Origin of the sequence: Sulfitobacter delicatus (assembly GCF_900102535.1) — a bacterium.
Taxonomy (GTDB): Bacteria; Pseudomonadota; Alphaproteobacteria; order Rhodobacterales; family Rhodobacteraceae; genus Sulfitobacter; species Sulfitobacter delicatus.
The window spans coordinates 11238-32609 of sequence record NZ_FNBP01000017.1; the positions used below are offsets into that span (position 1 = coordinate 11238).

Sequence of the window (21372 nt, forward strand, 5' to 3'; positions counted from 1 at the left end):
TTGTGTGCATCCCGAACATGAGCGTTTTCCATCCAGTCGGGTCTGGGCGGTCGATCCGGGCATACTCGTGGCTCGGGGTCCAGCGTCGGAACAAACTGAGCTGCGACTGGGATGGGTGATAAGACGAGAACCGCGATGAGGGAAGTTTTAATCATGCTGCGTTCTCCTTGTCGGCCGAGACGCTTTCGCGCGTCAGGAACACATACAGGTTCCATCCGCCGCGCCCTTCGGCGCTGGCTTCAACCACCGACACCACTTGAAATCCCGCCTCGCCCCATTCCCTGAGTTTATCCGGCATGCTCTTCATACTTTTTGCTGACTGCGGGTCGAAGGTCAGCACTTCGTTTTCAAAGGTTTTCATTGCTCTGATCCTCACTTTCGTTGCCCGGAAGGTAAAACTCGGTGATGCCCCGGTCGCCGTTGTGCCGCCCGGCCTGGATAATCACGTCTATCGAGCTTTCGATATACTGTATCATGTCGGCATAGGTCATCGGCACATCCGTCTTCAGGGCGGCGATGGCGAGGCGCTGAACCGCCAGTTGCGGCGTTTCCGCGTGGAGCGTCGTCATCGAGCCACCATGCCCGGTGTTGATGGCCTCTAGGAAGGTCATCGCCTCGCGCCCGCGAACCTCACCCAAAACAATGCGATCAGGCCGCATTCGCAGCGTGGAGGTAAGAAGGGTGTCAGCGGATTGTGTCTCCACATCGCGGTTCGCGATCAGTGTGACGACATTCGGTTGACCCGGCAGCAGCTCAGCAGCTTCTTCGATCGTCACGATCCGCTCATCGGCTCCGACATAGGAGAGGATCTTCCTGGCCGCGACGGTTTTCCCGGTGGACGTGCCGCCGGAGACCACCATGTTCATCTTGTTTTCGACGCAGAACTTGATCGCGGCGTAAATGTCGCCGCTCTTCACGACCTTGCGCAGCTCGCGGTTCCGTTCCTGCCGGACACCTTCAAGGCTGCGTTCCGCTCCATAAAGATACTTCAGTTCGATCTTTTCCATCGGCAAGGTCGAGAAGAAGCGCAATGAGATCGAGTGCCCTGTCTGGACGGCAGGCGGTTGGATCACCTGCGCCCGGATCGGTCGGCCGCGATACTCGATGCTCACGGAAACGATGGGCTTTTCCTTCCCGATCCTTGTATTCGCCCCAGACGCGATCTGGTTGCCCAGGTCGCGAATTTCCGTCTGGCTCATGGACACATCGAGCAGGCGCATGAAATGATCGCCCTGAAATTCACCCCAGACCCGGCCATCGGGGTTGATGCAAATCTCGATCACATCATCCCGCATGGCGTCAGGCAGCTTGTCGAGCGATGCTTGGAGGTAGCTGGAAGTCATTCAGAATATCTCCAAGTCCCGATCCACCATGACCGTAATCCGGGCACCTTGATCGACGTAGATCACCGGGCCGAGGGACAGGTAGTCGCTCATCACATCGTCGGTCGCATCTTGCAGGTCATCGCCCACGTCCTCAGCCACATCCGAGGACACATCATCGTCGATCTGGCTGGCGGCTACTGCGGGAACCGCGCCGAGGATCGAGATCAGGGCGGCAGAACCGAAGCGTTCACCGAAGCGCGTATCCACAAAGCCCGTGACGCCCGACCTGCCCAACTCATCGCCACCGAACGAGCTGATGGTGACAGTCTGGTTCGTCGGCAGAATGATCCTGTCCCATGCGACGGTCACACGTTGCTGGCCCACATTGAGGCCCGAGCGATAGCGCCCGATTAGCCGCGAGCCGCGAGGGATCAGGACACGCGACCCGTCATAGGAATGCACGTCCTCCGAGATAATCGCCCGAATTTGGCCCGGTAGAGAGCTGTCCAGCGCCGTTTCGGTGACGGCTTGGATCATCGTGCCCTGAACCACCGTGTTCGATGGGTTGGCGATGACCTCGGCCTGCGTCACCTGCGAAGGCGATGCGCCATTGAGAACGAAATCGGTCACTTCTCCGAGCGTTCTTTCCGACAGGGCGCTTTCATCGCTACCTGCACCGGAGTTGCCAAAGGCGATCATGGGCGAGTTGATCCGGGCTTCCTGAAATGCGGCCGCCTCCGCGCGCCGGCGTTCTAGCTCGGCAAGGCGCGCGTCCTCTTCATTGCCCCCCGGCCGCATCGGGTTTTCTTGATCCAATCGGGCAATCTCAAGTTCGGAACGCAGGCGCTGAAGCTCGCGATCCCGCGCCGCCAGTTCCTCCTGAAATTCCGACCGGGCATCTTCCGAAGCCGCCTGAAGCGCCGCGACCTGTGCCGTCAGAGCTTCGAGCGCGGCCGCGGCCGATCCATCGTCGGCCGGTGCGTTACGGAGTTCCGCAATCTCGGCCTGAAGAGCTTCGAGCTGCGCTCGAAGTGCCGCGTCTCCATCGTTTTCAACTTCCACGACTTCAGGCTCAGGCGGGGAAGGGGGCACGAACGGCTCGATCGCGCCGAAGCCGTCGCCCTCTTCCTGAAACTCGGCCGGGCGCGCGGTAGGCAGCGGACTTTCCGGTTCATCAGACGGCAGGGCCAGGTATGCGATCAGGCCAATGGCCGCGATGGCGCCGACACCGGCCAACGCCACCTTGGGCGACGGCCGTTCCTTCTTGCGCCCGCTATCGCCTCCGGCTTCGAGCGCGGCCAGGCGCTCTTCAAGATCCTTTTCGTCGCTCATGATCCGGTCCCTCCGGCGCTATTTTCCTGAATGCAGATGACGGTATCGCCAAGGCGCAGAACCCACTGGCGGTTCACCCCTGACACGCGAAGAACGCCGTCCTCGATCTGCTGGCTGTTCACCGTCCGCTCGCGGCCTGCCGAATACTGGAAGATGGCAGGGACCGGGGCGTTTGGAGCAAAGCGGAAATAGGTGAATGTCCCATCGTCCCACACCGCTGTCGGCGTGATTTCCGAGCGTCCCGAGGCGGCATAGTTGTAATTCGGTGCCCTTTGCGCGACAGCATTCGTCGGGCGCGCTCGATCCTGTGGATACCGGAATTGGACAACGTAATAGGTCGGCGAGGACGATTCCGTGACGGTGAAATAGTAGCTGCGCCGATTGGTATAGACCGTGATGTTGGTGCTAACGCCACGAGCCAAAGGCTTGACGGCGAAGGCACGGCCCCCCGGAACGCCGTCGAGCTGGAAGCCTTCCGTGTCGCCAGCAAGGATCGAGCGGATGGTTTCGCCTTCACCAAACTCCACACTGGTCACATGGGTCAGGCTGACGCGAAGGCGGTAGACCTGCCCGTCCGCGTAGGTTGCGATCCGAACACGGCTGTCATGGCTGCCCGCCCTCGGGTTGCTCTCCGCGAAGGCCGGAGCAACCGCCAGGGCAAGAGCGACGGACAGAAGGCCGGTTTTGAGCATCTTCATATCAGTTCTCCATTCTGTCCGAGCGAATTGCGTATTCGGTGACGGTGAAGCCGAACGGGTTCGTCCAGACCTCATCAATCTGCCGCCGCTCTTCGGGCCGGAAGTCGAACATCAGCGTGACCGTGAACAGGCCAGCTTGTACGCCCTGCTGCGACGTGAGCCGCTTGCGAAGGCGCACAGTGGCCCGGTTGTCCCCGATCCGGTTGATGCTCAGAATTTCAACGTCGAGCCGGGCATCCGGGCCGTAGACGTTGGGCGGATAGTTCTCACTTGCACTGTTCCAGAGCTGGCGCAGCGAGGCAGCGGCGTTGCCGTCCGACATTGCCAGCACCCCGCGAACGCGCAGGTCGTTGTCGAGCTGGTTGTAAGTCTCCCGCTGGGTGACATAGCGGAAGACCGCAGCTTCAATGACCGCCTGGTTCTCGGTGACGCGCACGGCCCCGACAGAGGCATTCGGCAGGGCCATGCCGGTATTGGGATCGTAGGGAACGACAACCGGCGCAGGATCAACATCGAGGACCGCGACCGCCATTCCTCCAAGGCATCCCAACACGCCGAAACCCAAACCGACGAAGGCCAGCTTCTGCCAGAGCTTTTCACGGCGACGGGCACCGTAAATCAGCTCTTCCTCAATGATTTCTTGATCCTTAGCCACTTGCCTGCCTCTCTTAGTCTGCCGAAAGATCGGGCATGGTGAAGTCCATGTAGCGATCTTCTTCCGCCCGATCCGCTGCCTCGATGACGCCGGCCTGGCCCTCGCCCACGGTGCCAACCGCGAGAAGCTGCATGATCGAAACAAGAATGATGCCGTTCTCAGCCACGACGCGCGTGTTGAGGTCGATGCTTTCCTTCAGGGTTTCCATGTCACCCGTCAGGTCCACGAGGCGGTCGATCCGCTCAAGCGATTGCCCGGCTTCTGTGTAGCTGTTTTGCGCGGCGGCCGAGACCATCGCGCCAGTCGTTGCTTGGGTGGCAACACGTTCCGCACCGCCGTTCCCGCTGTTCGCCATTTCCGAAAGCGTGTCTTCATCGAAACCGTGTTCGGCCAGAACGCGCTCCATCTGGGTGCGGATTTGGCTGGAACCGGAGCCCGTCAGGCCGCTCCAATCGCCTTGCTGGATCGCGGCGATGGTGCCGGTAATGTCGCCAAATTCCTGATCGAGCAGCCCGTTCAGCCATTCTTCCATTTCCGTCGAAATGATCTCGGGAAGTTCGGCCAAGCCGGTCAGGGCGGCATAGGTTTCCTGAAGCTGCGCGTATTGCTCTTGCAGCGTCTGAAACTGGTTTTGCAGTTGCAGGAGCTGATCGTTCTGAAGGATTTCATCTTCGATCATCTGCTGAAGCTGACGGATTTCCTGCGCGATGTTCTGCGTGTCCACGGTAGGAACGCCTTGCGCATAGGCAGCCGGTGCCGTGGTCCCGAGCAGCGAAACGGGTGCGACAGTGAGGCCGAGGCCGAGGAAACCGGCGGTTGCGATTTTGCGGATCACCGCGCTGATGTTCATCGACGGTTTCATCAGTCGAAATCCTCCATATTGAAGTTCATGAATTGCTGTTCACGCTGGCGGTCGGCTGCGAGCGCGATTGACTCGGCGCTTGCCGGGCGTGCCCGAGCGGCAAGGAGCCGGGCCATGATGGCGCTGAGCCGCCCAAACTCGGCACGGGCATAGGTGTTCAGCGCCATAGCCTCCTGCACATCCTCGGTTTCGCTGATCCGCTGGATGATGCTTTGAAGGCGGCGCGCGGCAGCTTCGACCGTCGCCATGCTGTTGTTTGCGTAGAAGCTGGCCCCGGCACCCGTGAAGGAGAGGTTCGAATTCGCGAGCAGCGCCGGGTCGATGGTGCCAACGGCATCGCCGCCGCCACCACGGGCCAGATACTCGTTGTATTTCGCCGGGATCACCTGAACGTAGTGCTGCGTTTCCTGGAACGGCGGCACTCCGCCATAGTTCTGCACGTTGCCGGGGCCAGCGTTGTAGGCAGCGAGCGCGTGAATGATGTTGCCATCAAACATGGCAAGCATCTGCGCCAGATAGCGGGCGCCCCCTTCAACCTGCAAATACGGGCTGTCGTAGTAGTCGGGATAGATACCGAGATCGCCGGCGGTCCCGGGCATGATCTGGGTCAGGCCAAAAGCCCCGACTGGCGACCGCGCGCCGATGGAAAACCGGCTTTCCTGCCAAATCAGGGCTTGCAGCATGTAGCGCCATTCCCTGACCGAAAACCCCGCTTGGCTGACACCTGAAAGGCCATGCGTTTCCTGCGCGACCTGGATAATCAGCTCTTCGACGTTCTTTGCCGCATCCCCGAACATCTGTGCTGCGCCGGGGTTGCTGTCTTCAGGGTCATAGACCACATCGGCCGACGCTTCGGGGTCTGCCCCATCTTCCAATGCGGAGACCATGCCCGGAATGCCTTGGCCGCCAAGGCTGGTTTGGGCGTCGAGGATCTGTTGCAGGATGGAGAGCTGTTCCTGCTCGATAGCCGCAATCTCTTCCTGCACCGCGAGCGTTTCGCGTTGTGTGGCGAGATCGCTTTCCCGATGAGCGTTCGACGCCTCGTTTCTGATAATCAGGCTACCGTCTACCGTGGGGACACCCTGCGCGATCGCGCTGGTTCCCCACAGGAAGGCAATGGCCGTCAGTGCAGCCGTCTTACCCATCGCTAAGGCCCTCCGGGCCGCCGATCGCGGTAAAGGTGCAGGGTGCGGATTTGGTCGAAATCCGGGCCTGCGACTGCGGCTCACTGGTCGGAAGGAAGGCCATGCTGTTACTGCTGCGCGTCACAGTGTCGAAACAATTCGCTTCGGACGGCCGATACTCGGCACAGCCAGCGACACCGAGAGCGGTCAGCATAATCAGGATTGCAGTAGGTTTCATTCGACCCTCCAAAAATCTTCACGCTGGCGGTAATCGGCACCCACCAACTGTTCACCTTTTTCCATCCCGCCGAGGACGGTTAGGAGCGGCCCGAGGGCGCTCAAATCTGCATTGATGACGACCGATCCCTGGTCATCCCGAACCAGCCCCATGCGCGACGCCGGGCTGGACGTGAGCAGCACGTCCAGTTCCTTGTCGTGAAGGTTCAGCATCGCGTAGTCCGATGCCTTGGCCCGGATGTTCGGCAACAGGATTTGCGTCGGCACCGCTTCAACGATGGTTTTGCCGGTGCGGGTCTGTTCGAGTTGACTGGCATACTGCGTCATCATCACGACGACCGCATTTTGCTTCCGGGCCGTCACGAGCCAGTTCGAGAGGCGTTCAGCGAAATAGCCGTTGTCGAGAGCTTTCCACGCCTCATCAATGACAATGATGGTTGGCTTGCGGTCCTCGATAACCCGTTCCACGCGGCGGAAGAGGTAGGACAGCACAGCCATCCGCTCTTTCTCGCTTTCGCTGTCCAGAATGCCAGTCAGATCGAAGCCGACAACTTCGCCGTCGAGCGAGAACGTGTCTTCACGGTTCTGGCCGAAAATCCAGCCATACCGGCCCTCGGCAGTCCATTCTTGCAGGCGTTCATGAAGATCTCCGCCATCATCGGCCGAGATAAAGAGCGAGGCCAGATCGTGCCAGTTGCGCAGGTTCGCATCGCTGGCCGTCGCGTTCTGCCGAACCACCTGCTGAATAAGGTTCGTCTGCGCGGGGGTCAGCGGCTTGTCCGAACGATGGATCAGCGAGGCCAGCCAGTCGGAGAGCCATGCCTGACCGCGTTCGTCAATCTCGGTCCAGAGCGGGTTGAGCCCGGTCGCGTCACCGGCTTTGATCGAGGAATAGCGGCCACCGTTAGCGCGCACCGCCATTTCCATGCCCAAGCGATAGTCGAACACGAAAAGACGTGCCCCGGCTCGCCGGGCCTGCGTCATCAGGAATGCCGAGAGAACCGACTTCCCCGAGCCAGGACGCCCAAGGATCAGCGTGTGACCGCCGGTCGGCTCTTTGTCCGGGGAGCCTTGTTCATGGTAATTGAACGAGAAGGCCGAGCGTTCCGGCGTGGGGAACATGGTGATGACCTTGCCCCACGGCACCTGGTCCGCTGTCTTACCGAGCGGCGTCCGGTGGAACGCGGCGAAGTCCGCGAAATTCCGGTTCGTCACCGCCCCTTTTCGGCTCCGCGCGTGCCCGTTGCCGGGGTGTTGGGCAAAGAAATGGGTGGCGCTGGCGAAGCCTTCGGCAATCAGGTTCACACCTTCGGTCGAGGCTGTGTTCTTGATCTCGCCGCCGATGTTTGCCAGCTTTTCTTCGCTGTCCGCGAACACGGCCACCGACATATGGTGATCGCCAAAGCTCAGACGCTTCGATTCAAGATCATCGAGCGCGGTGGGCAGCTCTTCGAGCAGCGACACCGCGCCATCGTTGGCCGATGCCCGCAAGCGCATCTGCCGCTTGATCCGCCCTGCCATCCAGTTGCTGTTGATGGGGGTGAAGCTGTGCGTCACGATCATATCGACCGGCAGGCTCAGCTCATCGAACATCGTGCAATGCGTCTTCTCGGGGTAGTCCTTCACCGCGAAGATCGAGCCGATACGCGGGCCGGTTGCCCCATCGGAGAGAAAGAACTTGTCGCCTTTGAAGGTGACGCGCGTGTTCGCCACGTTTTCGGCAACGATTGTCGTGCGGGCACCGCGATACAGCGGCAGCTCTTGGCCGGTGTTCAACGCGCCCAGGAAGCCAAGAAGCTCGCCCGAAGGCTCATTGAGCAGCCGGGGGTTCATGTCTGCGAAGGATGACATAAGGAAGCGAACAACCTCCTGAAGCCTGCCCATCCGCTTTTCCGTTTGCGCCCGCAGCAGCTCGGCCGACTTGGCCGCGCGCAGCGGCAACTTAGAGCCGACAGCCGGGCGGTTCATGACGGTAAGCGTCAGCGTCTTGTCCCGCAAATGGCGCTGACCGAGAGCCTGCCGCCAGCGACGATCCACAGCCGCGGCGAAGCTATCGCCTTCGACCGGAACGAGATCAGGCGTGATCGCTTTTGAAACTTTGTGGACATAGAACGAGCATTCCGGCCCGATCCGCGCGACCACGGACGCAAAGAGCGCCCGTGTGCGGTCCAGATATTCGTCGTCGGTGGTGTTGCTGTTCACCCCGTCCAGACGGATGCACTGAAATAGTTCATTGCCCCGCGTCCGCACGGTCTTGTCGTCAACGAGGCTGATATAGGGCAGCATCGAAGCGAGCTTCACTTCACGCCCGAACCAGCCAGGCAGCAGCGAACGGGGGTCATAATTCGTATCACGGGGCATAGCTGTCTCCGCCGTGGATTTTGCGATTGAGGGTCGGGCGCGTGACCTGCAAGGCCGTCACCACCACGTCGAGGAAATTTTCGTCCCAATCCGCCGCCTTCCACAGCAGGGGATAGGCAGCCGCCGCGATAGCCGCGACTGCCCAATGCTGAAGCCAGACGAAGATCAGAACAGACCCGAAAAGCCAGACCATCGCATACATGATCGGCAGCCCGAGAAGTTTGGGAGGCCGCACAAGGCCAAGGAAAAGACGAGACTGTTCCGCCATCGTGCCAGCTCCTTACGAAGACCAGATTGCGGAAACGATGGTCGGCGCGGCAGCGATACCCGCGATTGCCACCACAACCCACATGGCCTGACGGAAATCGAGAATGCCGAAGAGCCACGACAGGAAGACACCGATCAGCGCCAGCGTGCCGATCACGATCCCAAGGGGGCCGGTGATCGCGTCCACGATGCCCTGAAGCACATCCTGGACTGGCGATAGGTCGATGCTTTGCGCCAGAGCGGGTTCTGCCAGCATCAGCAGAACCCCGCAGAGCGCGACGAAGACGTTAAGATTAGGCTTCATGAATGTTCTCCTTCGAGCCTGTTGAAAACTGCCAGCACGCGGCTGACGTGGTTTTGCGTCTCCCGATAGGGTGGGATGCCGCCATGCCGCTCCACCGCCTCGGGGCCCGCGTTGTAGGCGGCCAAAGCAAGTCGAGCGTCCCCAAAGCGGGCCAGCATCATCAGGAGATACCGCGCAGACCCGTCGAGGTTCTGTTGCCAGTCGTGGGGATCGACGCCGAGATTGGCCGCCGTCGCTGGCATGAGCTGCCCCAACCCGATTGCGCCGACATGGCTGCGGGCACTCGGGTTGTAGGCACTCTCAATTTCAATGTTCGCTTGATAGAGCAGCCGCCATTCGGTCACGCTGATGTTCGCGCGGCGCAGAGCCGGATGGCTCGCGTAGCGAAGGGCGGTCTGGTCGATGGCATTCAGGATCGCGGGCCGGGGGGCGACGGCGCGAGGGGCGACAGCAGCCACGCGGAACGAACCGTCCTCTTCCTCAGCTGCATCCCGGTCACGGCCGAACAGCATCAGCTCGTCGGAAGCCGATCCTTGGCCGACACCATCATTGTAATTTCGGGCGAAGTTGGTTTGCGGGGTGGAGGGACGAAGCGATCCATCGCCCTCCATCACCAGCACCATGCCCTGAGCCAGAGCAACGGTGCAGGACAGCGCCAGAGCGGCGCTAGTCGTCGTCAGATAGCGTGTTGCCGTTCGGCAGAACGTGGAGGGCGCGGCCCCCTTTTCGCAGCGGGATGTGAATCGGATCGAAGCCAAACCCTTCGAGGAAGGAGATGAGGCCGTTCGCGGTCTTGAAGAGCCGCAATTGGATTTCCTCTTCCTGCTTGTTCCATCGGCGTCCCGGCACAAGCAGCTTCTCAACCGATCTGTCTTCGGTGACAGCCCGGATGAACCACTCCCCATACCAGACTGCATTTTTTCGGAACGCTGGGGTTTTACATACAACCTCAGCTTGATACCCCTGCTGCAAGAGGACCCTGAATTGCGTCTCTGTAACCACATTAGGCGCTTCTTTGTTTAGGTCTGTCCTCACGATCGGCGCTTCCCCTTCTGGTTAACGGACCGTGAACCCTTCTCGGGCCCTTCAGTCCTACGACATTATAAGATGGGGCGCAACATTGTAATGTTGCGCCTCGCAGAAAGTTCTGCTCTAAGGCACCAATACACATCACCAACCAAATTCCCAAGTGATCTAAAGGGACAGCGCAGGATGCCGAGAACGCAGCTACCGGCCTACATGCTTATAATGTCGTCTATTTTTCCGGCTTCCGGGGTGCAAGCAAATACCTGCTTTCCCCCCGAACGGCCCTTCGTTCCCGCAGAAATCGAGTCCGCAAGGGAGTATCGCGAGCTGATCTATGACGACTTCCAGATCTACTTCGAGGACTTCAGCGCCTACCTGCAATGTCTCGATCAAGAACGGGCGCGGGCCTTCCAGGAAGGGCAGGAGGTCAGCGAGGAATACCGACGCTTCTTCGATCAAGTGGTCTCCGACGACTGATACCCCTCTAGTTGAGCGGTTTTCCGCTCATCGCCGTGGATACGCTTGCGGCCGAACCTGGCAGATGAACGCCTGCGAGGAGCTGGCGTGAACAGCCCTTGCCCCGTCCTGCAAGATGATTTTCAACCGGAATATGTTGCCAATCGGACTGCATTCGCCTTATCACAAGATTATAAGGGTGCGCCCTTCCTTATAGCACCGCCATTCATCGAAGGAGATACCATGTTGAAGCTGCTCCGCACAACCGCACTGGCCTGCGCCGTTGCGGCGTCCAGCTTTGTCGCGGCCCCGGAGCGGGCGCAAGCACAAAGCTACCAGATCGACTGTGCCATTCTGCTTTGCCTCTCGGGCGGCTGGCCAGCCTCCGAGCCTTGTGCTCGCGCCCGCGCAGAGTTCATTCGCAGGATCACACCCTGGCCGGTCGAGCCGCCCCTGCAAATCTGGCGCTGTCCGATGGGCGCGTCCTTCAACGTCGATCCGTCCGAGCTGAACCGGACCCGCATCTTCGACATTCTCATGCAGGACAGCGCCCCCGCGCCGCTGCAATCCCTTCCAAGCGCACCACTCACGGACGACGCGCTTGAGCCGCAGCCCGCCGTTCTTCGCCAGAGCGGCGGGACTGCCCGGCGGTTGCCAGAAGGCTTCGCCCTGCATTTCGTGCAGGAAGGGGAATACAGCGACGACAACGGCACGGCCGACATCGACATCAGCGGATCGGAGTTCGACTTCGTTCGCTCGATCCGCGTCTTCAATGTGACCTACGCCCGCCAGCGTGAATCCGGGCGTGACGGTGATTGCAACCGCTCCGCGAGCGTCCGTATGGGGTCTTACGGCACCCAAGGCGATTTCCATTGGCGGGGTTCTTCTGTTGGTGCGCTGCCCGAGGCACATACCGGGATGGAACGCTATGGCGAACACTGCCCGAGCATCTGGCACCGTTCCGTCTTTGTGGAGTGGCGCGACTATCAGGGCAATTATGGCTTCGAGCAGGTCAACTACTAAGCGTAGTGCCGGGTAGGTCCGGTCAATACTATAATTGCGACAGGCATCTAAAGAGAGTATGCCTGTCGTGAACGATCATAAGAATCGAACAGGCAAGGAGAGCAGACACCCCAAAAAGCAAACCCCCCGCAAGGCGGCAACCAAGCGAGGGGGGGTCTAAGAACCTAGGAATTGGCGTTCCGAACAGTCCAACACTATCTGTTTTCAGGACTGGTTCTACCACCCTCCCGTCAACCAAACAAGCAAAAAACGCACCTGTGCGAACAGGAGAACTTTGCCTTGCCGCCTTGTCCAACGAGCAGAAAAAGGACAAGGAAATGAACCACTCACCACAAGTCGCGTTGCCGCAGGGCATGACCCGCCGCGACGTGATCGCCGTCATCAGCGAGATCGGACCCGACCTTAACCTGAGCGGTGCGGCAATCTTCGTGCTGACCAAGCTCATCGGCAGCACGAGCGAAAAGGACTGGACCGAACCGGGTGCCGATCCGACCTTCTACGGCACCCAGGAAACGATGGCCGAGCGCCTTCACATGACCGCCCGGCAGCTCCGCAGCCATGAGCGGAATTTTGAACGCAAGAACATCCTGAAGCGTGACACCAAGGCGAATGGTGCCCGCGAAGCCGGAACCGGGCGGGGCCTGCTTTTCACCCCGCTCAAAGCCTGCTTCGCCGACTTGTTGGCGCTGCGCGACCAGAAGCGCGCCGTGACCAAGCGCATCAAGGAGCTGAAGAGCCTTCGCAGCGTTCGCTTGCGCAGGATGAAGGAAGCAATCGCGCGGCTCGCCCCCGAAGCACTGGAAGATGAGGCTGTCGCCTCGGTCCTCGCCCGGTTCAATGGTTGGCCGCGCTCCGACAGGCTTCATTCTCTCGGCCTGGACCGCCTCGAAGCCCATGTCGAAGACGCTGCCAAGCTGTGCATGGAACTCGAAGAGATCATTGAAAACCTACCTGGTTCTTCCTGTGAACCGGCAGAAACCTTCCGGTCCTTTATACAAGAGGACAACCAGAAGAATCCTTCTGTATCCTGTAACGCCAGCGTGGATGAACGGAGCGCGGGCAAGCCCGCGCACTCTGGATTCCTTAGATCGGGGCCTTCCGGCCCCGATATTTGCAGAGAAAATGAGTGTGAGGCGGATAGCGGCGTTATCAACCCCAAACTTGAGGCGCTTTTTGAACCGGAGCAGCTTTTCAAGCTCGCATCCCCCGACTTCCAAATGACCCTTCAGGCAAGATCCAGTCAGATCACGAAGGAAGCGATGATCGACGCAGCCCACGACATGCTTTCACCCCTCGGGATCAATTATTCCGCTTGGCGATCCGCGTGCGGCGAACTCGGCCGCCTCGGCGCCACCCTTTGCGTCCTGGTCCTCGATGCGAACCGCGACCACCCGCAAACCCCGGTGCGCAACCCCGGTGGGGCGCTGCGTGGCATGATCCGGGCGCACAAACGGGGCAATCTCAATCTCGTTGGTAGCGTGATTGGGTTGCAGCGCCGACGGGGATACTAGGATGCAGCGATCAACCCTCGCGCCGATCCGACCGCGCCGGATTGCAGCTATACATGCCAAGCTCTGCACCATCATTACCATGCGCGATGACCGTGCCGGCGATTGTCGCCCCCGCCGGTTCCAGCGGCCGCATTTCGACCTCGGCACTGACGCCCTGGAACGTGCGCAGCGCGGCCAGCTCGCACGCCTCCACATCATCAAACTCGGCCGTGATGACTTCCGAGCCAGACTGCATGTTAAACAGCACCAATATCAGGATGATTTTCATGTGAGACCCTTTCTACGAGAGAGGGCCGGTCCCTCGCGGTCCCGACCCTCATGGAGAACAGCGCATGACGCTTTCACCTTCCGCGATCATCGGCATCCCTGCCTGTATCGCGCCCCTTCAATATCATAATCATGGACTCGGGACAATAACATTGCGCGGAATCACGCCCTTTCATCTTCCCTGAAATATCCTCGGGGGAGCGCCGCGAGGCGCGGGGGCAGACAGCCCCCCATGTCCACAAAGGAACGATTTACGACAGGCCGCAAAACAGTGTCCAAAATCCAGCCTTTACACTTTAGGTCACGCCTTGTATTTTGTGGCACCGATTTTGAACACTTTTGGGAGTGAAAATGCCGGATCTGGGCAATGCTGTCATCGGCGACACCGCAGTGCGAACATTTGCCTATGCTCGTGTGTCGACCGTAGGCCAGAGCGTCGATGCACAGCTTCAGGAGATCAAATCCGCCGGCTTTCGATTGCCAGATTATCGTCTCGTGTCCGAAACTGTTTCGGGAAGCGTCGCAGCAATGCAGCGGCCACAGTTTAAACGCCTCGTTGATCGACTCGAACCGGGTGACATTCTCGTTGTGACAAAACTCGATCGTCTTGGCCGAGACGCCATCGACGTTTCTACAACGGTAGCCGATCTTGCTGATATTCCGGTTCGGGTCTACTGCCTAGCCCTTGGTGGCACTGACCTAACCAGTTCGTCGGGGCAACTCACTATGAACGTCCTGAATGCTGTCGCGCAGTTTGAGCGAGACCTTCTTCGCGAACGCACCCACGCCGGGCTGGAAGCCGCGAAGGCAAAGGGTAAACGACTAGGGCGTCCACCTGTGTTGTCACCTGAATCCGAAACTCAGGCAAAAGAAGCCATAGCCGTAGGTGAACCCATCGCGGCAATCGCGCGGCGGTTTAAGGTTAGCCGCGCAACCATATCTAGACTTCGTGATGCAGCGACCGCCTAGAGTGAAAGCGCCACGTCTACCGCTTCGCGCTCTGTTTCACAGTGGGTCGGATGCAATCGACCATTCTTCCAGGACCAAACCGTATACCCATTCTTTGAGCGTTTGTGGACAGTGCCACCAGAAATATCGACATGACCTTCGGAGACAAGACGAAGGATCACACGCTTACCGGTTTCGGCGCCATCAATCTCGAACAACTTTGACGCCGCGGCTTCGACCAAAAGATGATCGCCCTTGGTGTCGATGACTATAACAGCTTTGTCCACCCAAACGAGAAAGTCGGGCCAGTATGCCTGCCCTTCATGTAACAGAGGTAGCGAATATCCACTGCCAACGGGGTTTCTGGCCCAAACCCGCTGTGTTCGATCAAGCGCCCGCGCGAACTTAATTTCAAGGGAGTTCAAACCGGAATACTTGCTATGAAGCGCACGTTTGAACTCTTCCGACGCGGTGGGATCTATTGCGATTGGGCCTACCGAATATGGACGATCGACGTCATTTTGAAATATGACGGAATGCTGAATGTAGGCTGAAACCACTTCCCGAGCTTTCTGCCTGATATGTTCTGCGGCAGGGCTACTTAGCTCGATCATCGCATCGAACTTTGGATTCTCAATATCAACTAGGTTTACTGGGCCACCTGCGCGGCGGAGCCCACCAGGGTAGCTCCTCTGGATTTCGCGCCTAAACACAGACCGAGCTGATACGCGGTTACTATGCTCCACCTCGATCCACTCGAATTGAGAGTCGGAGTCCTCACCAACTTTTTGCAGGACCTGCATTCGGCTGCCTTGACCTACGGTGTTGCTGTCACCCCCCCGAAAATCCATGATACCATCGACAATGCGGGCTATAGGCGGCTGTGCCCGACTGCTTTCAATCCCTACAGTGGGAATGGTTCGCGGCGGGTCTGCCTCGATACGGTCCCGCCTGCCGCGAGAATTTTCGTCCTTAACAACAAGGGCTATAGACGGATGTTCCGCTGCCAGATCCTTACGCAGATCGTGCAGAATATCGTCGAAGACCCCCTTCTCATCTGTCCGGATATGAAAGTGTGCAGTGTTCAGTATTGGGTCTGAGTAGTGGGTTGCGCCAGGTTGTCGTAGGACACGGCCAACAACTTGCGTGATTTGCCGGGCGGACGCCATTTCTTTGTCGATGTAAGCGAAACCCACAGCAGGATCATCCCACCCTTCTTGAAGGCTAAGATTGAAAATAATGTGTTCGAATTTCTCAGAGATAAATCGAGAATAATCCTTCTCTCCGCCGTCAAATAGTCGCATATCCGTCGGCTTCGGATAGTCTTTCGAAAACTTGAGCTGGCTGTATACAGCTATTTTTTCAGGTTTGATCTTTGCTACTTCGACAAGGTGTCGCCAGACAAGAATTGGTCTCGCTTGGCGTTCTCGAAAGGGACGCTTCATATCTTCCGCGATTGACATGCCGTCTACTGTATTGGTTGTGCAGACATAAATAGCCTTGGGTGTGAAGGGAAGTTTGAGATCTGACGCGATCCTTTGAGCAGTGCTCATGTCATTTAGAAGATTGTCTATCGCCGGTTCCATGGGTGTTACGTAACCGTCGATGGAAATACGTTCCTTAACGAGCCCAGACTGCACAACTTCTCGGCTTGAAACAGCCGTCGAGAAGTCTTCGTCCGTCCAAGCTTTATCGTTCCTCAAACGGTTCATGACGTTCGTGAGCTTGGGTGGTAACGTCAAGGTCGCACTGGCAACAATGAGTGCATCAGGGGCAAGTTCAAGAAGCCTTTCAGATTGTAGGTCTGAAAGATTGTGACCCTCATCGTAGATGATAACCAGCGGGCGTCGCAGCCCCTTCGAGGTCTGTCTCTTTTTCAATTGGTCCCAAAGAGATTCTTCAGCAAGATCGAGCTGGGCTCTATAAATTTTTCTGTCTTCACTTGCGGTGTCTTCAACCGCAAATTTACCAACCGTTGCAACAAGAAGAAGCGGGGTCTCTTCGCTTGTCAAATGATCCGGAGCGACCTCCAAGAGCGGCATCACAGTAAAGCCAGATAGGTTATCTGCATACTTCCCACTGGAAAGGTTTTCAAACGTTTGAGAGACGACCACCCGGCCTTTGGATATCCACAAAACGATCGGGGCTATTGGCATTCCGTCGCGAATCTGAGAGATGGCATCTGCCAACATCAGCGTCTTCCCGCTACCTGTGATGGAGACAAGTGTTTGTAAAAACGGGACATTTGTCGTGCGATTGACCAACAACGGATCGCTTGAATAGGTGGCGAATCTATCAGCAATCTGGCTAGCTGCTTTCTCCTGAAAACCAAGCAGCTCCATTAAACAATCTCATCTTCGTTGTTAAATTCGTCGTGTTCAGTCAAGCCAAGGTCGGCAAGGATTTTGTCGGGTATCTTCCAGAAGCGAACATTGGGTGACTGAAATAGCTCGTAGCGTGCGTAAACATGAAATGGAGGCTCAATGCTGGCCTTCTTTGCCTCTTGCGCAACGCGCTTGTATGTGTCGAGGCTAAGTGATCCGACGGGGCCACCGTTGTCCCAAATAAGGAAATAACCCTCCATATTCTCATCCTGCCCAATCAAATACTGGTAGGAATCGTCCTCTATGCGTCTCAAGCTAGGAGCCGAGCGTCTGTGTGTCTCCCAGTGCGAGGTGAGCACGACATCTATCAACTCGTCTCTTTGCATAGATAAGACCGCCCGGGCGTCGATCGCTTTGGTCAGGAGGCGATATTCGAAACCGCCGCCCAAAGGCTCTGCTTTTTCACCATCGGGCCGATCACCTGTAATCGCGTTATGCAGGCGCTGCCAGGTCAAGGTGCGGGCATACTTGTCACCATTCTCTGGTGCACCTTGCTCCATAAGGATGAACCGTCGATTGCTGCCTTCCTCCTTGTTTAGCCACAGGACTGCGTGACCAGTCGTTCCCGAGCCTGCGAAGGGATCAAGGACCAAGCCGTTGGGAGGGCACCAGATTTGAATGATTTTAGAGACGAGCTTGAGCGGCTTTACCGTAACGAATCCATGGCCTTCGCCCACCAAAGCAGAAAGCTCTGAAACCCCGTCACTGGATCGACCAGATTCGCTGTAGTCCCAGGATGCCGCATCGAGCCTGACGTCAGGTGTGAAAAGCTCATCGGCCCAATATGAGACTGGTACTTTACCTTTTTTGATCTGGTTCAGATATGTCTTTGTTCTTGGGCGACCCTTTCCATCTCGGCCGAACCAGATGAATGGCCAGTTATCTTGCTCAAGGCGTTTGAACGCGGACTTTCGAGCAGCCGCTGGAATAGCGTTGGCTTTCCCGCCCTTTACGAGAAGGGCCTTGCCTTTGCCGTCGCCAATGTCCTTCTCGATAACATCACAGCCCCACTGCCCGAGCCATGATTTGATGTTCCGCTTTGGATGGCGCCATGCGCCTTCTCCTGCGGGGTAGTGCAACTCTCCGGTGAACGGCGATTGAATGGCGTAGTCGTCCTTTGCGCTGTAGCTTCGTGCTGTAAGGTTTCCTTCTCGCCAGAGGTCGTTAGGATCATTGTCCGGGTTTCCATAGCGAGTATTGTCTGATGCTGTCCTGGCCAAAGAACGACTTTCTGCTAGAGCAGCGTCTTTCGCATAGACAAGAACATACTCAGTCGAAGTTGAAACGTGATTGTTATCCGGACGCGGTGCCGCTGACTTTTGCCAGTTGATTATCGCGAGACGATTCTTCTCACCGAAAATTTCGTCCAGAGCCTGACCAAGGCGAAACAATTCACGATGGTCGATGCAGATCGCTAAAACACCTGTCGCTTTCAACATGGCCTTCATTATCTGAAGGCGCGGCCACATGAACTTCATCCATTTAGTTTTCTTGGAACCGTCTTCATCTGGAACCAGAAGACCCAGATCGGGATCGTTTGGATCATCGTCCCAACGGTCGTTGTATCTGAAGTATTGACCCGTATTATAGGGGGGATCTGTTACAATGAGATCGACCTGACCTTTGAACTTGTAAAGCGTCACCATTGCTTGAAGATTTTCACCTTCGATCAGCATATTTTTCGATTGGTCTTCTGCTGTCCCGATGTGAAGCCGGGGCTCGCGACGCGTTTGGCGAGCTTTAACCCGCTTGGCAATTTGCATTGCCGTTCGTTTTCCGTGAAAACTTAAGGCAATACCCGTTGTCGACATGCTCCTAAGCAGTCGCTCCAACTCTTCGCGAGACAGTTTTGAAAGCTCTGCGTCGAAGTCAAATTCCATTGTTGCTTCCAATTCTGCGGTCGGCGCGATATTTTATTATGCTTCGTTGATGTAGGTAACACACAGAAACCAAACACAAAAGGTAGCGAAATCAGCGGCATAGGCTGACCCGGTAACTGACTGTGGGTGGTGTCCTTCGGCCCCCGTTTCGGGCAGAACACTATTGTTTTGTTAGCCTTTTCACAAGATTATCTGAACGCGCCTTAGCCTCCCCCCTACCCGCCCCTCTTTACAGATGCTCCGGGTGCTGTCTCGTCCCGATCCATTGGGCCGTGATGCGCATGGTCTGGTCAGGTCATCAGTCTCGGTCCATCCGGGTAGCCCTCCAACTTGCCAACGAGCTGGCGCCTTGATCCCTTTTTTCTCCCAAGCCTTGCAAAACGATCGTCATCCGCTCGGCCGGGAAAGCCCGGATCAGTGTGGCCGCTTGATCCGGATCGCCCGTCAACCAGGTGTCATAATCTGCCGGTTCGAGGATGACCGGCATTCGCCCCTTCGCATGGATAGGCCGGATCAGCTCGTTCGCCTCGGTCGTGACCACAGTATGCCGAAGCTCCGTCTCTTCATCTTCGATCAGCTCCGGATTTTCCGCCCGCCAGAGTCCCGCGAAGGCGAAGAGCGGTCGGCCAACAGGATCGTCGCCCGTGAGCGCAAACCAGTAATCGGTCGCCGGCTGCCTTCCCTTGGTCTCGTTGAAGCTCGTGACCGGGACCAGGCAACGCCGATCTTCAAAGCTGCCGCGCCAGAGGCCGCTTTTTCGCAGCTTGTCGTCGCGCGCATTGTTCCAGGCGGCAGGCTTGATCGGCTTCCCGGTTTTCTTCGACACCTGCGGCGTCAGAAAACCCCATCGCATTTCGATCATCTCGCGCTTTCCGTCAGGATCGAGGCGCACCACCGGCGCCAGACCCTTCGGAAAGATGGCCGGCCTCGGTTCTGCGTTGCCGATACGATCCTGACCCGGCGCGACCTGGAACAGTCGGCGCATGGCCTCGGCCGTCGCGATATTCGCATATAGATTGCACATCCTGCGTCCCTACAGCCCGGCCCATCCCCGGATCATCTTCGCCACGCGCAGGGCTTCCGCCCGTCGCAGGCTTTGATTTTCGATCCGCAGCGCCTTGAAGAAGGCACCTGTCAGCATTGGTCCTTTCTCTATGTTCTGCCGCACATAGAGCATGGCCGCCAGAAATTCTTCGGTCTCCACGTCCTTGTCCGCGCAATCGGCGGCAGCCGTTTCGACAAGGGCAAGCACCTGGCGCAGCTCGCCCACGATCAGAATTTCTTCTGACCAGTTGCCGCCGAAGGCCACATTCCGAAGCTGATCCTTGCGTTCCGCCATGAGAACAAAATAAGAACAAAGGGCATTTCTCGACAAGCAGGATCGTGACGCATGACCCCGATGCGGTCTCTATACATTGATATGAATAGCTTTTTTGCCAGCGTTGAGCAGCAGGCCGATCCGTCGCTGCGCGGTAAGCCTGTCGGCATTACCGCTATCAGCGCCGAATCGGGGGCCTGTGTCGCGGCGTCCTATGAGGCCAAAGCCTTCGGCGTCAAAACCGGAACGCGCGTCTACGACGCGCGCCGGTTGTGCCCAGGCATCATTTTCCGCCCGAGCCGCCACCGCCTTTATGTTCGCGTGAACCAGAAGATCGCCGGCGTCATCGACCAGATCGCAGAGCTTCAGGCCGTCCGCTCCGTCGATGAATTTCAGGTCGCCCTCGGCGGCCAGACAGCGGAGCTGTCGGCCGCGCTTGATCTCGGCCGCCGGCTGAAGGCCGCTATCCGCGAACAGGTCGGATCGGAGCTGCGCTGTTCCGTGGGCATCGGGCCGAACCACTTGCTTGCGAAGATCGCGGGCAAGCTCGAAAAGCCGGATGGCCTGCAATGGCTTGCCCCGGAAAACATGCCCGACCGCATCGCGCATCTGTCGCTTGACGATCTGCCGGGGATTTCGCACGGCATCAAAGCCCGGTTGCAGCGTGCAGCCGTTTGGGGCGTCGCGGAACTCTATGCGCTCGATCCTCGCCACGCCCGGCAGATATGGCGCTCCGTCGAAGGTGAGCGTTTCGTTCGAGCCTTGCAGGGCATGGATATTCCGCTCTTGCCCACGCAGCGAAACGGCTACGGCAACTCGAAGGTTCTCGCTCCACAGTATCGTCGGCCCGATGCCGCGCGCCTGGTTGGGCGTTGGTTGACCGAAAAAGCCGTCGAGCGGATGCGCCGTGACGGGTTTTGTGCCCGGCGGTTTTCCCTCATGATCCGTCTTCCTGAAGGCCGCGGCTGGTCCCGCGCGAAAACCCTGACGCCGAGTCAGGATTCCGCGATTTTCCTGAAGCTGTTCGAAGCCGAATGGGCGCAGTTTCACCACGAGCGTCACGGCTATGTGCTGTCGATCGGCGTTCACCTGGGCGATGTGATCCCGCTTTCCGAACGGCCGGGCGAGCTGTTTCTACCGCTGGCGCCGGGTGAGCCGAACAAGCGGGAAAAACTGGCGGCAACCATCGACCGGATCAATCGTCGGTTTGGTCAGAGGGTCGTTAGCTATGGGGTGCACCAAGATCATCCGGGGTTCTTCGAGAAGGGGTAGTTTCATGGCGAATCCCGGTCGTTCGTGACCTCGTGCGGTTGCTCGAGGACACGCCCGCCCAGGACCGCGCCCTAGGCTTCGGCCGGCAAACGGCCTGCGCCCCGAGCCTTTCCCCCTGCCCG

The 21372-nt window shown here is 58.3% G+C and carries 23 protein-coding genes; 5 read left to right on the plus strand and 18 right to left on the minus strand.

Annotated features, from left to right (window positions below):
* Positions 1 to 151: 151 nt before the first annotated feature.
* The 13 genes from BLS57_RS18485 to BLS57_RS18545 are packed head-to-tail and all read right to left on the minus strand — an operon-like array spanning position 152 to position 10167.
* The gene (locus BLS57_RS18485; RefSeq protein WP_093744132.1) at positions 152 to 361 is read right to left on the minus strand and encodes a hypothetical protein; all 210 of its coding nucleotides are present in this window, start codon (positions 359 to 361) and stop codon (positions 152 to 154) included.
* Positions 348 to 1343, minus strand: a complete 996-nt coding sequence (locus tag BLS57_RS18490) for an ATPase, T2SS/T4P/T4SS family (protein ID WP_093744133.1) — start codon at positions 1341 to 1343, stop codon at positions 348 to 350. The genes BLS57_RS18485 and BLS57_RS18490 overlap by 14 nt, the downstream gene beginning before the upstream one ends.
* The gene (locus BLS57_RS18495) at positions 1344 to 2657 is read right to left on the minus strand and encodes a TraB/TrbI/VirB10 family type IV secretion system protein (protein WP_093744134.1); all 1314 of its coding nucleotides are present in this window, start codon (positions 2655 to 2657) and stop codon (positions 1344 to 1346) included. It abuts the gene before it with no gap.
* Positions 2654 to 3349, minus strand: a complete 696-nt coding sequence (locus BLS57_RS18500) for a TrbG/VirB9 family P-type conjugative transfer protein (RefSeq protein WP_074647481.1) — start codon at positions 3347 to 3349, stop codon at positions 2654 to 2656. Before BLS57_RS18500 ends, BLS57_RS18495 begins: the two co-directional genes overlap by 4 nt.
* A 7-nt stretch (positions 3350 to 3356) precedes the next feature.
* On the minus strand, positions 3357 to 4010 hold the full coding sequence (locus BLS57_RS18505; protein WP_074647470.1) for a VirB8 family type IV secretion system protein: 654 nt from the start codon (positions 4008 to 4010) through the stop codon (positions 3357 to 3359).
* A gap of 13 nt (positions 4011 to 4023) precedes the next feature.
* Positions 4024 to 4872, minus strand: a complete 849-nt coding sequence (locus BLS57_RS18510) for a type IV secretion system protein (protein WP_244153733.1) — start codon at positions 4870 to 4872, stop codon at positions 4024 to 4026.
* The gene (locus BLS57_RS18515; RefSeq protein WP_093744136.1) at positions 4872 to 6017 is read right to left on the minus strand and encodes a lytic transglycosylase domain-containing protein; all 1146 of its coding nucleotides are present in this window, start codon (positions 6015 to 6017) and stop codon (positions 4872 to 4874) included. The genes BLS57_RS18510 and BLS57_RS18515 overlap by 1 nt, the downstream gene beginning before the upstream one ends.
* A complete protein-coding gene (locus BLS57_RS18520; RefSeq protein WP_139186667.1) occupies positions 6010 to 6234 on the minus strand; it encodes a hypothetical protein in 225 nt (74 codons plus the stop codon). Before BLS57_RS18520 ends, BLS57_RS18515 begins: the two co-directional genes overlap by 8 nt.
* Positions 6231 to 8594: a VirB4 family type IV secretion/conjugal transfer ATPase gene (locus BLS57_RS18525; RefSeq protein WP_074647468.1), complete on the minus strand. Its 2364-nt coding sequence runs from the start codon at positions 8592 to 8594 to the stop codon at positions 6231 to 6233. Before BLS57_RS18525 ends, BLS57_RS18520 begins: the two co-directional genes overlap by 4 nt.
* Positions 8584 to 8862 carry a VirB3 family type IV secretion system protein gene (locus tag BLS57_RS18530; RefSeq protein WP_074647467.1) on the minus strand — a complete coding sequence of 93 codons (279 nt, stop codon included), beginning with the start codon at positions 8860 to 8862 and terminating at the stop codon, positions 8584 to 8586. Before BLS57_RS18530 ends, BLS57_RS18525 begins: the two co-directional genes overlap by 11 nt.
* Before the next feature lie 12 nt (positions 8863 to 8874).
* Complete coding sequence (locus BLS57_RS18535) at positions 8875 to 9165, minus strand: TrbC/VirB2 family protein (protein WP_074647466.1); 291 nt, start codon at positions 9163 to 9165, stop codon at positions 8875 to 8877.
* On the minus strand, positions 9162 to 9788 hold the full coding sequence (locus BLS57_RS18540) for a lytic transglycosylase domain-containing protein (protein WP_093744138.1): 627 nt from the start codon (positions 9786 to 9788) through the stop codon (positions 9162 to 9164). The genes BLS57_RS18535 and BLS57_RS18540 overlap by 4 nt, the downstream gene beginning before the upstream one ends.
* Positions 9789 to 9831: 43 nt before the next feature.
* Positions 9832 to 10167, minus strand: coding sequence for a hypothetical protein (locus BLS57_RS18545; protein WP_088716870.1), 336 nt, complete (start codon positions 10165 to 10167; stop codon positions 9832 to 9834).
* Positions 10168 to 10413: 246 nt separating this feature from the next.
* Between BLS57_RS18545 and BLS57_RS18550 the strand changes: the two genes are divergently transcribed.
* From BLS57_RS18550 to repC, 3 genes are all read left to right on the plus strand, one after another.
* On the plus strand, positions 10414 to 10668 hold the full coding sequence (locus tag BLS57_RS18550; RefSeq protein ID WP_093744148.1) for a hypothetical protein: 255 nt from the start codon (positions 10414 to 10416) through the stop codon (positions 10666 to 10668).
* Positions 10669 to 10890: 222 nt separating this feature from the next.
* Positions 10891 to 11670: a hypothetical protein gene (locus BLS57_RS18555; protein ID WP_167356471.1), complete on the plus strand. Its 780-nt coding sequence runs from the start codon at positions 10891 to 10893 to the stop codon at positions 11668 to 11670.
* 317 nt (positions 11671 to 11987) lie between these two features.
* Complete coding sequence (gene repC / locus BLS57_RS18560; protein WP_093744139.1) at positions 11988 to 13181, plus strand: replication initiation protein RepC; 1194 nt, start codon at positions 11988 to 11990, stop codon at positions 13179 to 13181.
* 10 nt (positions 13182 to 13191) lie between these two features.
* Here the strand turns inward: repC and BLS57_RS18565 are convergent, their stop codons facing one another.
* Complete coding sequence (locus BLS57_RS18565; protein ID WP_093744140.1) at positions 13192 to 13449, minus strand: hypothetical protein; 258 nt, start codon at positions 13447 to 13449, stop codon at positions 13192 to 13194.
* A 350-nt stretch (positions 13450 to 13799) separates the two neighbouring features.
* Between BLS57_RS18565 and BLS57_RS18570 the strand changes: the two genes are divergently transcribed.
* The gene (locus BLS57_RS18570) at positions 13800 to 14417 is read left to right on the plus strand and encodes a recombinase family protein (RefSeq protein ID WP_093744141.1); all 618 of its coding nucleotides are present in this window, start codon (positions 13800 to 13802) and stop codon (positions 14415 to 14417) included.
* On the opposite strand, the gene BLS57_RS18575 is transcribed toward BLS57_RS18570, so the two are convergent.
* The 4 genes from BLS57_RS18575 to BLS57_RS18590 all read right to left on the minus strand — a co-directional run bounded on the left by BLS57_RS18575 (position 14414) and on the right by BLS57_RS18590 (position 19969).
* On the minus strand, positions 14414 to 16738 hold the full coding sequence (locus tag BLS57_RS18575; RefSeq protein ID WP_093744142.1) for a DEAD/DEAH box helicase family protein: 2325 nt from the start codon (positions 16736 to 16738) through the stop codon (positions 14414 to 14416). The two genes, BLS57_RS18570 and BLS57_RS18575, sit on opposite strands and share 4 nt — an antisense overlap.
* Complete coding sequence (locus BLS57_RS18580; RefSeq protein ID WP_093744143.1) at positions 16738 to 18660, minus strand: site-specific DNA-methyltransferase; 1923 nt, start codon at positions 18658 to 18660, stop codon at positions 16738 to 16740. Before BLS57_RS18580 ends, BLS57_RS18575 begins: the two co-directional genes overlap by 1 nt.
* A gap of 298 nt (positions 18661 to 18958) precedes the next feature.
* Complete coding sequence (locus tag BLS57_RS18585; protein WP_093744144.1) at positions 18959 to 19684, minus strand: SOS response-associated peptidase; 726 nt, start codon at positions 19682 to 19684, stop codon at positions 18959 to 18961.
* A 9-nt stretch (positions 19685 to 19693) separates the two neighbouring features.
* Entirely contained in the window at positions 19694 to 19969 is a 276-nt protein-coding gene (locus BLS57_RS18590; RefSeq protein ID WP_139186668.1) for a hypothetical protein, read from the minus strand.
* An 81-nt stretch (positions 19970 to 20050) separates the two neighbouring features.
* On the opposite strand from BLS57_RS18590, the gene BLS57_RS18595 reads away from it, so the two are divergent.
* Positions 20051 to 21250, plus strand: a complete 1200-nt coding sequence (locus tag BLS57_RS18595) for a DNA polymerase Y family protein (RefSeq protein WP_093744146.1) — start codon at positions 20051 to 20053, stop codon at positions 21248 to 21250.
* The last annotated feature ends 122 nt before the right edge of the window (positions 21251 to 21372 follow it).

Excerpts from the sequence above, each read along its gene's own strand:
- BLS57_RS18570 (WP_093744141.1), top strand. The coding sequence starts at position 13,800 with ATGCCGGATCTGGGCAATGCTGTCATCGGCGACACCGCAGTGCGAACA.
- BLS57_RS18530 (WP_074647467.1), bottom strand. The coding sequence starts at position 8,862 with ATGGCGGAACAGTCTCGTCTTTTCCTTGGCCTTGTGCGGCCTCCCAAA.
- BLS57_RS18580 (WP_093744143.1), bottom strand. The coding sequence starts at position 18,660 with ATGGAATTTGACTTCGACGCAGAGCTTTCAAAACTGTCTCGCGAAGAG.
- BLS57_RS18555 (WP_167356471.1), top strand. The coding sequence starts at position 10,891 with ATGTTGAAGCTGCTCCGCACAACCGCACTGGCCTGCGCCGTTGCGGCG.
- BLS57_RS18525 (WP_074647468.1), bottom strand. The coding sequence starts at position 8,594 with ATGCCCCGTGATACGAATTATGACCCCCGTTCGCTGCTGCCTGGCTGG.
- BLS57_RS18595 (WP_093744146.1), top strand. The coding sequence starts at position 20,051 with ATGACCCCGATGCGGTCTCTATACATTGATATGAATAGCTTTTTTGCC.
- BLS57_RS18500 (WP_074647481.1), bottom strand. The coding sequence starts at position 3,349 with ATGCTCAAAACCGGCCTTCTGTCCGTCGCTCTTGCCCTGGCGGTTGCT.
- BLS57_RS18515 (WP_093744136.1), bottom strand. The coding sequence starts at position 6,017 with ATGGGTAAGACGGCTGCACTGACGGCCATTGCCTTCCTGTGGGGAACC.
- repC (WP_093744139.1), top strand. The coding sequence starts at position 11,988 with ATGAACCACTCACCACAAGTCGCGTTGCCGCAGGGCATGACCCGCCGC.
- BLS57_RS18565 (WP_093744140.1), bottom strand. The coding sequence starts at position 13,449 with ATGAAAATCATCCTGATATTGGTGCTGTTTAACATGCAGTCTGGCTCG.
- BLS57_RS18585 (WP_093744144.1), bottom strand. The coding sequence starts at position 19,684 with ATGTGCAATCTATATGCGAATATCGCGACGGCCGAGGCCATGCGCCGA.
- BLS57_RS18520 (WP_139186667.1), bottom strand. The coding sequence starts at position 6,234 with ATGAAACCTACTGCAATCCTGATTATGCTGACCGCTCTCGGTGTCGCT.
- BLS57_RS18550 (WP_093744148.1), top strand. The coding sequence starts at position 10,414 with ATGTCGTCTATTTTTCCGGCTTCCGGGGTGCAAGCAAATACCTGCTTT.
- BLS57_RS18510 (WP_244153733.1), bottom strand. The coding sequence starts at position 4,872 with ATGAAACCGTCGATGAACATCAGCGCGGTGATCCGCAAAATCGCAACC.
- BLS57_RS18575 (WP_093744142.1), bottom strand. The coding sequence starts at position 16,738 with ATGGAGCTGCTTGGTTTTCAGGAGAAAGCAGCTAGCCAGATTGCTGAT.
- BLS57_RS18485 (WP_093744132.1), bottom strand. The coding sequence starts at position 361 with ATGAAAACCTTTGAAAACGAAGTGCTGACCTTCGACCCGCAGTCAGCA.
- BLS57_RS18540 (WP_093744138.1), bottom strand. The coding sequence starts at position 9,788 with ATGGTGCTGGTGATGGAGGGCGATGGATCGCTTCGTCCCTCCACCCCG.
- BLS57_RS18490 (WP_093744133.1), bottom strand. The coding sequence starts at position 1,343 with ATGACTTCCAGCTACCTCCAAGCATCGCTCGACAAGCTGCCTGACGCC.
- BLS57_RS18535 (WP_074647466.1), bottom strand. The coding sequence starts at position 9,165 with ATGAAGCCTAATCTTAACGTCTTCGTCGCGCTCTGCGGGGTTCTGCTG.
- BLS57_RS18495 (WP_093744134.1), bottom strand. The coding sequence starts at position 2,657 with ATGAGCGACGAAAAGGATCTTGAAGAGCGCCTGGCCGCGCTCGAAGCC.